General features: G+C 63.2%; 16 protein-coding genes. 10 read left to right on the forward strand and 6 right to left on the reverse strand.

What is annotated here, in order from left to right:
- The 5 genes from O2807_05605 to O2807_05625 form a co-directional block, all read left to right on the forward strand.
- Positions 1 to 522 (forward strand): HAD-IC family P-type ATPase (locus O2807_05605; GenBank protein ID MDA0999979.1); only part of this gene is annotated, 522 nt, incomplete at its 5' end.
- A gap of 287 nt (positions 523 to 809) precedes the next feature.
- On the forward strand, positions 810 to 1,358 hold the full coding sequence (locus tag O2807_05610; GenBank protein MDA0999980.1) for a hypothetical protein: 549 nt from the start codon (positions 810 to 812) through the stop codon (positions 1,356 to 1,358).
- Between the two features lie 77 nt (positions 1,359 to 1,435).
- Positions 1,436 to 1,870 (forward strand): hypothetical protein, encoded by a 435-nt coding sequence (locus tag O2807_05615; GenBank protein MDA0999981.1) that lies wholly within the window; start codon positions 1,436 to 1,438, stop codon positions 1,868 to 1,870.
- A gap of 38 nt (positions 1,871 to 1,908) precedes the next feature.
- Positions 1,909 to 2,118, forward strand: a complete 210-nt coding sequence (locus O2807_05620; protein MDA0999982.1) for a heavy-metal-associated domain-containing protein — start codon at positions 1,909 to 1,911, stop codon at positions 2,116 to 2,118.
- A gap of 252 nt (positions 2,119 to 2,370) precedes the next feature.
- Positions 2,371 to 2,997 carry a hypothetical protein gene (locus O2807_05625; protein MDA0999983.1) on the forward strand — a complete coding sequence of 209 codons (627 nt, stop codon included), beginning with the start codon at positions 2,371 to 2,373 and terminating at the stop codon, positions 2,995 to 2,997.
- Between the two features lie 26 nt (positions 2,998 to 3,023).
- Here the strand turns inward: O2807_05625 and O2807_05630 are convergent, their stop codons facing one another.
- The 3 genes from O2807_05630 to O2807_05640 form a co-directional block, all read right to left on the reverse strand.
- The gene (locus tag O2807_05630) at positions 3,024 to 3,647 is read right to left on the reverse strand and encodes a flavin reductase family protein (protein MDA0999984.1); all 624 of its coding nucleotides are present in this window, start codon (positions 3,645 to 3,647) and stop codon (positions 3,024 to 3,026) included.
- Between the two features lie 95 nt (positions 3,648 to 3,742).
- Positions 3,743 to 4,711 carry a dihydrodipicolinate synthase family protein gene (locus tag O2807_05635; protein ID MDA0999985.1) on the reverse strand — a complete coding sequence of 323 codons (969 nt, stop codon included), beginning with the start codon at positions 4,709 to 4,711 and terminating at the stop codon, positions 3,743 to 3,745.
- A gap of 102 nt (positions 4,712 to 4,813) precedes the next feature.
- Complete coding sequence (locus O2807_05640; GenBank protein ID MDA0999986.1) at positions 4,814 to 5,563, reverse strand: SDR family NAD(P)-dependent oxidoreductase; 750 nt, start codon at positions 5,561 to 5,563, stop codon at positions 4,814 to 4,816.
- Between the two features lie 317 nt (positions 5,564 to 5,880).
- On the opposite strand from O2807_05640, the gene O2807_05645 reads away from it, so the two are divergent.
- A complete protein-coding gene (locus tag O2807_05645; GenBank protein ID MDA0999987.1) occupies positions 5,881 to 6,159 on the forward strand; it encodes a carboxymuconolactone decarboxylase family protein in 279 nt (92 codons plus the stop codon).
- Between the two features lie 108 nt (positions 6,160 to 6,267).
- Positions 6,268 to 6,507 (forward strand): peroxidase, encoded by a 240-nt coding sequence (locus tag O2807_05650; protein MDA0999988.1) that lies wholly within the window; start codon positions 6,268 to 6,270, stop codon positions 6,505 to 6,507.
- A 2-nt stretch (positions 6,508 to 6,509) separates the two neighbouring features.
- On the opposite strand, the gene O2807_05655 is transcribed toward O2807_05650, so the two are convergent.
- The gene (locus tag O2807_05655; GenBank protein ID MDA0999989.1) at positions 6,510 to 6,674 is read right to left on the reverse strand and encodes a hypothetical protein; all 165 of its coding nucleotides are present in this window, start codon (positions 6,672 to 6,674) and stop codon (positions 6,510 to 6,512) included.
- A 208-nt stretch (positions 6,675 to 6,882) separates the two neighbouring features.
- On the opposite strand from O2807_05655, the gene O2807_05660 reads away from it, so the two are divergent.
- From O2807_05660 to O2807_05670, 3 genes are all read left to right on the forward strand, one after another.
- Complete coding sequence (locus O2807_05660; protein ID MDA0999990.1) at positions 6,883 to 7,455, forward strand: DUF3090 family protein; 573 nt, start codon at positions 6,883 to 6,885, stop codon at positions 7,453 to 7,455.
- A 46-nt stretch (positions 7,456 to 7,501) separates the two neighbouring features.
- A complete protein-coding gene (locus tag O2807_05665; protein MDA0999991.1) occupies positions 7,502 to 8,248 on the forward strand; it encodes an SCO1664 family protein in 747 nt (248 codons plus the stop codon).
- Positions 8,249 to 8,311: 63 nt separating this feature from the next.
- Entirely contained in the window at positions 8,312 to 9,589 is a 1,278-nt protein-coding gene (locus O2807_05670; GenBank protein ID MDA0999992.1) for a hypothetical protein, read from the forward strand.
- Between the two features lie 3 nt (positions 9,590 to 9,592).
- On the opposite strand, the gene O2807_05675 is transcribed toward O2807_05670, so the two are convergent.
- Both O2807_05675 and O2807_05680 read right to left on the reverse strand, forming a co-directional pair.
- Positions 9,593 to 10,516 (reverse strand): inositol monophosphatase, encoded by a 924-nt coding sequence (locus O2807_05675; GenBank protein MDA0999993.1) that lies wholly within the window; start codon positions 10,514 to 10,516, stop codon positions 9,593 to 9,595.
- Positions 10,513 to 11,114: Ldh family oxidoreductase (locus O2807_05680; protein ID MDA0999994.1), on the reverse strand; the 602-nt coding region annotated here is incomplete at its 5' end. The genes O2807_05680 and O2807_05675, both read right to left, overlap by 4 nt.

The raw sequence follows: 11,114 nt of genomic DNA on the forward strand, positions 1-11,114 counted from the left end.
GCCCCGGAGGCGGTCGCGGCCCTTCAGGAGATGGGGATCGAGGTCTACATGATGACGGGGGACAACCAGCGGACGGCCGAGGCCATCGCCGCCCAGGTGGGCATCCGGAACGTGATGGCCGAGGTGCTCCCCGAGCAGAAGGCCGAGAAGGTTGCGGAGCTGAAGGGGAGCGGCCTGGTGACCGGCATGGTGGGGGACGGGATCAACGATGCGCCCGCGCTGGCCGCCGCCGATGTGGGCTTCGCCATCGGGACAGGAACCGATGTCGCGATGGAGGCCGCCGGTGTCACCCTGATGGGCGGCGATCTGCGGGGGCTGGTGGATTCCATCCGCCTCTCGCGGGCGACCATGCGGAAGATCAAGCAGAATCTCTTCTGGGCGTTCTTCTACAACGTGCTGGGCATTCCGCTTGCGGCGTTCGGCTTTCTGACGCCGGCGATCGCGGGGGCGGCCATGGCGTTCAGCTCGGTCTCGGTCGTGAGCAACTCGCTCCATCTGCGGAGATGGCGGGCGGGCCGGTAGGGCCGGGAACATAGCTCCGCGTTTGATGGAAGCGCGGGTTGGAGGGAAGTGATGGACTGGTTGTGGGTGGTGTTGCTGGTGGGATTCATGGTGGTGATGCACCGCTTTGGATTTGGCTGTTGCGGGGGCCACGGCGACAAAGGAGCCGATGAAGGGCACGAGAGGGAAGCCAAAGCACCATCTGGGGGCCAGGAAAAAAGAGAGAAGCAAGTAGTTTAGGCACTTTTGTGTATCCATGGTCAAAACGGGATGTGTTTGTTTGAGGCTGAATACATCGGGGAAGGATGATGAAGAAAGATATCTGGAAATCGGTTGCAGGCGGTTTGGCGGGAACAGCGGCGCTCCTGGGGCTGTTCTTCGGGGCGCTGACGGTGGTCAGCAACTTTGATTATGCCTTGCGGGAGTTTGAGCGGCTGCGGGTATGGGTGCTCTTGCTCGCCGCCGGCTTCGGGGTGCAGGTCGCGCTGTATCTGCACGTCCGCTTTCGGGTCCGCGAAAGCATCCGGGGGGCGACGGCGGAGGTGGCGGCGACGGGAGGAATCTCGGCGGGATCCATGGTGGCCTGTTGCGCGCACTATGTGACGAGTGCACTCCCCCTGCTCGGCCTGTCCGCCCTGTCGGTGTTTGTCACCAAGTACCAGACTTCATTTTTTCTGGTGGGGATTTTCTCCAACCTCATCGGGATGTCCTACATGCTGTATTTTCTTCAAAAACACGGCCTGATGCCCCAAGTGTTTCCCGCGGCGGCGGTTTCACGCTGCAATATGAAGACGGTTCGAAACGCGGTGATTGCTGTCTCGGTGAGCGTTGTTGCTGCCTCTTTTTTCTGGGACTAAACATGAGACGGGCGGAAAACGGGTTTTGCCTGTTCGGAAAGGGTAGGCGAATGAATGGAATATCGGATCGCGGGTGGATGGGCCTGGTTATCACTTTACTGGTGTTGGGGCTGGTCTCCGGAGCCGGGGCCGCTTCGGAGCGCTCGTTGCGGCGGACGGATTCGCGGGCGGCAGTACATGTCAACGTGACGTTCCTGAATCCGCTGGGCAAGGTTAAGGGGGATACGCTCGACTTTCAAGTGTTGATGGACACCCATTCCGTGGCGCTTGACGGTTTCCAGGTAGAGACGCTCGCCGTGTTGCACCGGGACGGTGGCCCGCCGATCCGGCCGCTGGGCTGGTTCGAGCCCGGCGGTGGGGGGCATCACCGATCCGGGATTCTTCGTTTTCCGGCTGGCGATAAGGCGGGGAAAAAGTTTCCGTTGGAGAGCAAGGGTGTTCTGGAATTGCGAATCCGGGGTATTGCCTCTCCGGATGAGCGCGTTTTTCGTTGGGAGTTGCCCATAAGGTAGCAGGCAAGAGTCACAATATTTTTCGAAAGGAGCGCGCGATGGATAAGATAGAATTGATCGTGAAAGGCATGACCTGCTCTGGTTGTCAGGCGGCGGTGAAGAACGCCCTGTCCGCTGTGCCGGGCGTGTCCGCGGCCGAGGTGGACCTCGCCGCCGGCAGGGCGAGCGTGGAGTTCGATACGGGCCGCGCGTCCCGCCCTGATCTGGAGAAGGCGGTCGAGGAAGCCGGCTTCAAAGTAGGGGTTTAGGTTGATATAAATTATGGGTAATGGGTCAGTCGGCTTGTTTTTCTTGTCATTCCGAGCGCCGGAGGCGCGAGGAATCCGCTTTTCCACAGCAGATTCCTCAGTCGCTGCGGGCCCCACCCCGCGCTCCTTCGGAATGACACCATGGGTCCATTGTGCAAACTGACCCACTACCAAATTCTTCAATTTGCACCTTCTCTCAGGTATACTTAAAGAAGGAGTGAATCGTCTTATTTGCTGGGGAAGTTTTCTGTTTTGAAACGGCCTGGTCCTTCTTTGCAGCAGATGGCATCCTGCGGCCCGCCGCTCTCGATGCGCTTCGAGGGCCGGGGTCTTCTCCAGTCCATGCTTTTGCGCCAGGGGGAGCCGGAGGAGGGCGGGGCCGGCCGCATCGAGTCGGCCTACCTCGAGAAGTACGCGGGGGATGACCCGCACTATGGGGTGATGGCGGCTTTCTGGAAAGAAGAGCCGCTCGGGGTCTCCAGCTTTGCCGTGATCAACAATCCCACCCGCGCCCTCCAAACGGGCGACAACCACCGCAGGTGGTACGGGCGCATTGACGTGATGGTCGTCCCGCCCGAGTTCCGCGGGTTCGGCCTGGCCCGATGGGTGATGACCGCCAATCTGCTCTACATGCTGGAAACCTGGCCGGGGGCGATATACTCCCTCTCCACCATGGCCGCCCATCCGGCCACCTCCCGCATCCTGTTTTCCTACGGGTTTGAAACCGTGCAGCGGGAGGGGTTCAAGGAGCCGCACGCCGCCTGCGAGGTGAGTGAGGAGAATGAGGCCCCTTTGGTCGCTACCCTCCGGAAGGGGAGGGCGGTCCAGGGGCAGCGGACTTTTTTCAAAATGCGGCAGTCGGGCGGCTTTTCCGTCTGAGGGCCCGGCCGCTGGAGGCGCCGCCCCTATCGGGGCTGCCCATCCTCGAACCTCCGCTCCAGCATCTGTCCGATATCGCACTGCCAGAAGCCGTTGAGGCGCCCCACCGGGTTCAATTTCTTCATGTCGATGTACCCGCCCGTCATCACCTTGGGGTCAACGTGGAAGTAGACCACCTCGCCGATCAGGAGCGGGTGCTTGTGGGGGCCCAGCTCGATGACCTGGTGGGTCTTGCACTCGAAATGAATCGGGGCTTCCTTGACCCGGGGGGCCTTCACCCTCGTTCCGGGGATCGGCGTCAGACCCGTGGCGTCGAACTCGCTCTGCTCCCCCGGGATTCCGTTCGCCGAGTCCACCATTTGCTCCCACGTGTCCATCGTCACCACGTTGAAGCAGAACTCCCCGGTCTCCTTGGCGTTGATCAGGGTGTGTTTCTCGGTGCCGTCCGGGTTCCGCGCGATGGTGAGCGAAATCATCGGGGGGATGACGCAGACGACGGTGAAAAAGCTGAACGGGGCCAGATTCGTGACGCCGGATGCGCTGACGGAAGAGGCCCATCCGATGGGGCGGGGGACGACCGAACCCGTCAGGAGCCGGTAGACTTCGCGCCGCTCGATGGCGGAGGGGTCGAATTCAAGGTAATCGGACATGGGCGGCCTCGCTCCTTTTCCAGCGGGGGGAGACAAAAACGGCCGCGGCGGAAGAGAAGATCCGCCGCGGCCGGTTGAATCGCAAACGACGCTGCCTAGTCGATCAGGCCCACGGCGCTGAGGTCCTGGGCGAGTTCTTTTTTCTCGCCGGCCGTGAGGGGAATCATGGGCGCCCGCGAGGGGCCGCCCGCCATTCCCATCAGGTCCATCCAGCTCTTCAGCGCCGGGATCGGGAAGGCGCCGCGCGACCAGGGGCCCCATAGCCACTTCTCGGCCACGCGGCGGGCGCCGTTCATCGCCTCGCGCGCCGTCCAGGCCTCCTCGAGATTTCCCGCGTCGATCAGGTTCGTGTAGCGCTCCATGGGGAGGTTGCCCTTCCGCTGAAGCAGGAAGGGGTCGGGGCCGCTCATGAAGGTCTGCTGCTTGTGGTAGGCCCGGCTGAAGAACCACTGGGTCTCCATCGGGTCGCTCACGACGATGTCATCGCCCACCGCCTCGCGCATTTCGTCGCAGTGGTATTTCGGCTGGGCGTTCTTGATGCAGCAGAGGTTCTCGTTATCATTCACGAGCGCCCGGACCAGTTCGGGAGTGAGGGAGTAGCCCGTCGCGCCCGTGTTGAAGAGCGAGACGCCGAGCTCGACGTTGTCGCAAAACTCCTTGAAGAAGGCGCGCACCCGCTCGGGGTGGCCCTGCGCCCCGAGGTAGGGGTTCGCCAGGATGGCGTAGGTGGCACCGGCCTTGGCGGCGGCGTTGGTCAGCTCGATGGCTTCCTTGACTGAAGTGTGGCCGGTGTGGGCGATGATGGGGACCTCGCCCGCCTCATCGCAGGCGATCTCCTGGCCCCGGAGGCGCTCTTCTTTCGTCAGGCACCAGAACTCGCCGATCATCCCGCCGACGAAAAACCCCTGGATGTTCAGCTCGTCAATGTAGTAGCGCAGGTCCTTCCGGAAGGCTTTTTCGTCAATGTTGTCGTTCCCATCGAAAGGATAGGGTATCGCCGCCCAGATGCCCTTCATGTTCTGTTTGCAGTACGAACGTGCATCCGACTTCTTGTAGCGGGGCATGTGCTGACTCCTTGGGATATGGGGTGTCCTGATGGCAGATAATGGTCATGAGATTAGCATTTTACCGGTTTTTTCACGAGCCGGTTTCCCGGCTTTCGGCCGCTAGTGCATATAGCGGCCCCCGTTGACGTAGAGGGTCTGGCCGGTGATGTAGCCCGCCTCCTCCGAGGCCAGGAAAAGGGCCGATCCGACCATATCGTCCACCTCGGCGATCCGGCCGATGAGGGTGGCCGCGCCGATCTGTTTCATCTGCTCGGGGGAGCGGACGGCGATCACCCGCTCGGTGGCCGTTGTCCCGGGAGCGATGGCGTTGGCGGTGATGCCGTATTTTCCGAGCTCGAAGGCCAGTGTCCGGGCCAGTGCATGGACGCCTGCCTTGGCGGCAGAGTAGGGCGGGGAGGCCTGGGCCTGCGTGGTGACGCCGGACATGGAACCGATGTTGATGATCCGCCCGTAGCCTTCCTTTCGCATGGCCGGGATGGCGGCGCGGGCGCAGAGAAAGGAGCCCTTCAGGTTCAGGGTCACCACGTTGTCCCACTCCTCCTCAGTGGTCTCCTCGGTGATCGTCTGCTTCCAGAAGCCGCCCGCGCTCTGGACGAGAATATCGAGCCGCCCGGCCTCCTCCGCGATGCGGTCGAAGCTGGTTTTCACCACGGCCGACCGGGTGACGTCGCAATGAATGAAATCTCCCTGGCCGCCTGCCGCCTCGGCCCCTTTCTCCTCGTCAGCGTCGAGGATGTAGACGCGGGCGCCGCCCTCGGCGAGGCCCAGGGCGGTGCCCCGGCCAATTCCTTTTGCCCCGCCGGTGACGGCCGCCACCCTTCCGCTAAAGTCATATGTGGTTTTACCCATTGGGTTCCCTCTCCAGTCGCTTAAAATATTAAATATGAGACATTTGAACCGATTAGTTCACTTTTTTGTTTAAGTCTGGTGTCGCTCCCGGCCACCCGCCAAGGGGGTGATTCACGGGAGAGCCCCAGGCACTTTCGGCCACTGGCGCAGGCTCCTTCCGTGAAGTCGATACGCCGATGATGGGGAATATCGCCTGCCCCGCATTTCAGCGCAAGCCGGTGAGCAGGGCAGGACGCGGTTACTTTCTTTCTGGGGAAAAGCGTGCTATTCGCAGGGGAAGATCGCTTTCCGCCCTACGGCAAAATCCGGGAGTATCTATGCTTGACAGTTCCGACCCATCCGGGCCAGAGATTGCCTGGGTGGCGACAGTTCCCGAGGAAGAAGCCACAGGAATCGTAAAGCAGATTTATGAAGCCGGCCGGAAAACCTTCGGCAGCCCGCCCAACATCTCGCGGGCCTTCAGTTTGCACCCCGCATTCATGCGGGCGCACCGCCAGCTCTACCTCACCTTGATGCACGGGGAGTCGAAGCTTTCTCGCGCGGAGCGGGAGTTCGTGGCGATTGCGGTTTCGGTGGAAAACAACTGTTTTTACTGAAAGACCAGTCACGGAGAGTTTCTCCGTCGCGAACTGGGAGACGACGCGCGGGCGCGGGCGCTGAAGGAAAACCCCGATGCCGCCGATCTCTCGCCGCGCGAGCGGGCAATGCTCGATTACGCCCGCCGGCTGACGCGGGAGTTGGGCAGCGCCTCCCGCAAGGATCTGGAGCCGCTTCGGGCGGCGGGCCTCGACGATGAAGCCATCATGCACCTGACGGCGGTTGTCGGGTATTTCAATTTCATGAACCGTGTCGCCATCGGCCTGGGGGTCCGGCTGGATGAGAACCTGAGGGCCGCTGCGGAGCCGGAGGAGTTGGAGGAGGAAAACGAAAGGCTGAAGCGCTGAATTTACGGAGGGGGAGCCCCGATCAGATCGCGCAAGGTGGCCAGCAGGCCGTTGTCCCACAAGGTCCAGGCGGTGACGGTGACGACGAGAAGCATGATGGCAAGGATGAAATATTCGAGGAGCCCCCGCTTGTTTTCCCTTCGCGGATTCTCTTTGCCTTGGGACACGATGTCGGTAGCTCCTGAGCGAAAAGACGGGGGCGGGCGGAATTTCCCTGCGATTATAGGCCCTTTGCGGCCCTCCCGGAAACGCTTCGGGCGCTTGGGGGCGGGGCGGTAGTGTCCGCCGTGGGATTTCTTGAACTGGCCGAAGGGTTGGGATTATCCTTGGCGGAGGTCCTGCCGGCCGCTCCATGAGAGAAGGTGAGGTTTTTTGATGTATGGTTCGAAGAACAATCTAGGGTTGGTGGAGAGTATTCAGGCCGAGGCGCTGGGCGTTCCAGGGAAGCGGATATTCCGGATTCTCGCCGATGCGGAGCCGCCGGCCGCAGCGACCCTCTGGCTTGAGAAGGAGCAGCTCTACGGCCTGGCCATGGCCATCAAGCGCATGGTGGATGCGGGTGAGGGGGCTGTCGGCAGAGAGGTGCAGGGGGTGATGGAACTGGACAACAACCCCTCCGCGCTGGAGCGGAACACCAATGAGACCTTCGAGTTCAAGGCGGGCCGCATCGGTCTCGCGATTGGGCCGGGGCCGGACTATATCTCCCTCTTTTTCCACGATGAGCGCGATGACTCCGAGGAGGAGGAGGAGGAGGAAGAGTCTTTTGCGCAGGGCGCGGGCGCAGAGCCGAAGCTGCAGCTCAGCCTGACCCAAGAGACCGCGCGGAAATTCATGCGGGAAAGCCTTGAGGCGTGCGCCTCGGGCCGGGGGACGGATGCCTTGTCCCGAGGCGCCCTCGTGGCCACCGGCAAGGTGGACCCCAACAAGAACGGCCATTTTCACCACTAGGCCGAAAGCCTGGCGCCGCCTTCCAGAGCCACGGAGAGGATAGGAATTGTCTTCCCCTTCGGAGATCTCCCGGAACCTGCAGGTCGGGAAAATCGAAAAGCTTCTCTCCGAGAGTGAGGTGCAGGGCTTGGAGCTTCTCCCCCAGGGCTCCAACTACACCTTCGCCGTCGAGCTGAAGGCAGCTGACTTCAGCTTCATCGGCATCTACAAGCCGGCGAGCGGCGAGCGGCCCCTGTGGGACTTCCCCTACGGTACGCTGCACAAGCGGGAGCGGTGCGCCTTTCTGGTCAGCCAGGCCCTGGGCTGGGACTTTGTGCCGCCGACGGTGATCCGCGACGGGCCGCACGGGGAGGGCTCCATGCAGCTCTACATCCCGCCGGACGAGCGGTCCAACTACTTCTCCCTCCGGGAAGAGGGGAGAGCCGAGCTCGTCTTGCTCGCGGCCTTCGATCTGATCGTCAACAACACGGACCGCAAGGGCGGGCATTGCTTCAAGGGACGCGATCAGCGCATCTGGGCGATCGACCACGGTCTGACCTTTCATGTGGACCCGAAGCTGCGCACGGTCATCTGGGATTATTCGGGCGCGCACGTGCCGGAGGAGCATGCCGCGGACGTGAAGCGCCTCGACGGGATTTTGTCCGACGAAAAGAGCAGCCTGAAAAAGGAACTGGACGTGCTTCTGGATCCGGAGGAAGTGGCCGTTTTCCACCAAAGGGTAAAAGCGTTTGCGAGGGAGCCGCGCCTTCCGCGTCCGGAGGAGTACAGAAGTTTTCCCTGGCCTCCGATATAATGTGCGGCGCAGACAGCGATTCTCCCTGCAGCGCCGGTCGCCCCGAAACGGATGTGTGATCGCATGAGAAGAGTGAGTGACATCGCGCTGGCCCTCCTGGTGCCCTTGCTGTTCACCCTGGCGGGTTGCGGGGCCTCGGGCTACGATTCCGTTCAGAGCCCGACTTCGACGGCGGGCTACCGTGAATTCCTCTTTCGCCAGCCCAATCATCCCCGGGCGGCGCAGGTGCGCGCGCTTCTGGATGAGGCCGATTTTCGAAAAGCAGGGGAGGATCACACGGCCAACGCCTATCAGATTTATCTCGCGCAGCACCCCTCGGGAAAATTCGTGCGCGAGGCGCGCTACTGGGCGGAGCGCCTGACCTATTACGACGCGATCTCCAGCAAGAATTCCGAAGCCGTCAAGAATTTTCTCTCCAAGTATCCCCAGAGCCGGTTCGCCTCCCAGGCGGAGGTCCGGCTCCAGCGCACGGAGTTCGAGGAAGCCCAGGCGAAAAATTCCATTCCGGCCTACCGGCAGTTTCTCAAGCGCCACCTCCGGGTGAAGAGCCAGTACACGGCCGCCGCGCGCCAGCGCCTCGAGCGCCTTCTCCTGGACACGGCCAAGGCGGAGCAAAACCCCGAAGCTCTCCTCCTTTACATCCAGCAGCATCCCCAAAGCCCCTATCTGCAAGAGGCCCGGACCGCGCACCGGCGCCTGGAGTTCGAGCGGGTGCTCCAGGTGCGCGACGAGCAGAGGTGGCGGGACTTTCTCTGGCGGTACCGGGGGACGCACGAGGCAAAGCTGGTGGCGCAGCACATGGAGCGGGAGATGCTCCGGATGGCCGAGCGTTCCGGCCGCATCTCCGCGCTGTATCAATTCCTCGAGCGGTATCCGAACTCGCCTCACAAGGCCCGGATTCGGACCTCGATCGCCCTGGCCCGACGCGAGCGAGGCCAGGAGGCCCACCGCTGGGTCCGCATCCTGAACCCCGAGATTGAAGTCTACCGTCCCCGCAAATGCGACAAGTGTGTCCCCGTCTACCGTTTTCAGGGCGTGCTGGAGAGTACGGATTCGGATTTCCTCTTCAATTTGACCCTGGAGGCGTCGCTGATTCGGGCAGGCGAAACCTGCTGCCAGGCCCAGCACCGTGTCGAGGGACTCCGGCCCGGGGAGCGCCGCCCTTTCTCTTTCGAGATGACGAATCCGAGGCCCTCGGGCCCGCTCCCGCAGTTCAAGCTGCGCATTGTCCGGGGGCGAGCCTTGGTGGACGGGCAGGCGGACATCCCCGGTTTCTCGGGCGAGTCCATCCCCCAGGATCGTTTTATCCCCCGCGCCGTCTCTCCCTTGCGGAGAAGATAGCGCCTAGCCCGGCGGCCGCTTCCGGCCATACCAGAGCCGGGGGCGATTCACTTTTTTCAGGTTTTGGGAAATGAAGCGGGTGAGTTCCGGATTCCCTGCGAGGAGGGAGCGGTGCCACTTGCGGGCGGCGTCCAGGTTCTTGGGGCCGTCGTCTTCCGGGAAAAAGAAGGTGAAGGGTGTCCAGCGGTCGCTCCCCGGCTGGCGGATGAGCGGCCCCCCGCCGGCCTCCTGGACGAGGAGGATGCCCGCGGCCACATCCCAGATGCTGGGGGCGCCGAAGAGCGCATAGTGCAGCCCGCCCCGTGCCACGAGGGCCAGTTCGTAGGAGATTGAGCCCGGCGCCCGCACCTCGCCGAGCTGTTTGCGAAGAGGGCCCGTGGGGCGGAACTGCGTCCAGTGGCTGCCGGGGAGGCTGGCGATGCGCTTTCCGGTGGGGGCGGGGTCATCGGCCACCTGGATGGCATGATCGCCGCGCCAGGCGCCGCCGCCGCGCCAGGTGCGGTAGATGGTGCCCTCTCCGCCGGCGGAGGGCTCGGGTGTGAAGATGGCCCCGGCCACGGGCGCCCCCTTGTGGAGCACCGCCACCGAGCACCCCCAGACCGAGAGCCCGTTCAGGAAGTTTTTCGTCCCGTCCAGCGGATCGAGCACCCAGAGATAATCCGGAACGGGCTGCGCCCCCTCTTGCTTGGCCAGATCCTTGTCCTCGGGTTTTTCCTCGCCGAGGATGCCGTGCGCGGGGTAGCGCTCCGCGATGGCTTTCGTGAGAAACGCCTGGCTGGCGCGGTCGGCCTCGCTGACCGGATCAGTCTTGGCCTTGTTCTTGTAGTCCACCACGATCTGCTTCCCGAAAAGCTCGAGAAGAACCCGGCCCGCCCCGGCGGCGAACTCGGCGGCCGATGCGCAAAGCGCTTCGGGAGAAGAACTCATCCGGTCATCTCCGGGAAGGGAAGCTCCAGCCGCTCGCCGATCTCGGTCAGCTCCTTTACCCGCTCATCGGAGAGGGGGATGCCGCCATCGAGGCGCGCCTTCCTTTGGGTCCATTCGATCTCGCCCGGCATCCAGATGCGTTCGGCGTCTTTCGCGTGGGGGGACTGGCGGAGGAAATCGGCGAACGCCGCCGCCGCCGCCCGGAAGACGGCGAGGGGGAGGAGCACCTCGATCTTGAGGGCGGCCAGAAAGTGGGGCACCGCGCTCGGGCCATTGTCCTCCATGATGCCGATGATCTGGTGGCTGTGCCCGCCGCCCGCAATGGCGCCGAGGATGGCGTCAATGACGAGCGAGAGGCCGCTCCCCTTGTAGGTGGCGATGGGCGAGAGGGAGCCTTTCTCGAGCACCACATTGGGATCAGTCGTCGGGTTCCCGTCGGCGTCCACGCCCCAGCCCTCGGGAATCGGCTTTCCGGCCCGCGCCGCCTGGACGAGATAGCCCCGGGCGACGACGCTGAGGGCCATGTCGAGGACGATGGGCGGCTCCCCCGGGATGGCGACGGCGATGGGGTTGTTGCCCAGGAGTTTCTCCCGGCCCC

The sequence above is a fragment of the bacterium genome, from assembly GCA_027622355.1.
Taxonomy (GTDB): Bacteria; UBA8248; UBA8248; order UBA8248; family UBA8248; genus JAQBZT01.

What these genes read in the sequence shown, in the direction of transcription:
- O2807_05675 (MDA0999993.1), bottom strand. Translation starts at nt 10,516, where the DNA reads ATGAGTTCTTCTCCCGAAGCGCTTTGCGCATCGGCCGCCGAGTTCGCC.
- O2807_05635 (MDA0999985.1), bottom strand. Translation starts at nt 4,711, where the DNA reads ATGCCCCGCTACAAGAAGTCGGATGCACGTTCGTACTGCAAACAGAAC.
- O2807_05630 (MDA0999984.1), bottom strand. Translation starts at nt 3,647, where the DNA reads ATGTCCGATTACCTTGAATTCGACCCCTCCGCCATCGAGCGGCGCGAA.
- O2807_05640 (MDA0999986.1), bottom strand. Translation starts at nt 5,563, where the DNA reads ATGGGTAAAACCACATATGACTTTAGCGGAAGGGTGGCGGCCGTCACC.
- O2807_05670 (MDA0999992.1), top strand. Translation starts at nt 8,312, where the DNA reads ATGAGAAGAGTGAGTGACATCGCGCTGGCCCTCCTGGTGCCCTTGCTG.
- O2807_05620 (MDA0999982.1), top strand. Translation starts at nt 1,909, where the DNA reads ATGGATAAGATAGAATTGATCGTGAAAGGCATGACCTGCTCTGGTTGT.
- O2807_05650 (MDA0999988.1), top strand. Translation starts at nt 6,268, where the DNA reads ATGCTCGATTACGCCCGCCGGCTGACGCGGGAGTTGGGCAGCGCCTCC.
- O2807_05645 (MDA0999987.1), top strand. Translation starts at nt 5,881, where the DNA reads ATGCTTGACAGTTCCGACCCATCCGGGCCAGAGATTGCCTGGGTGGCG.
- O2807_05615 (MDA0999981.1), top strand. Translation starts at nt 1,436, where the DNA reads ATGGGCCTGGTTATCACTTTACTGGTGTTGGGGCTGGTCTCCGGAGCC.
- O2807_05660 (MDA0999990.1), top strand. Translation starts at nt 6,883, where the DNA reads ATGTATGGTTCGAAGAACAATCTAGGGTTGGTGGAGAGTATTCAGGCC.
- O2807_05610 (MDA0999980.1), top strand. Translation starts at nt 810, where the DNA reads ATGAAGAAAGATATCTGGAAATCGGTTGCAGGCGGTTTGGCGGGAACA.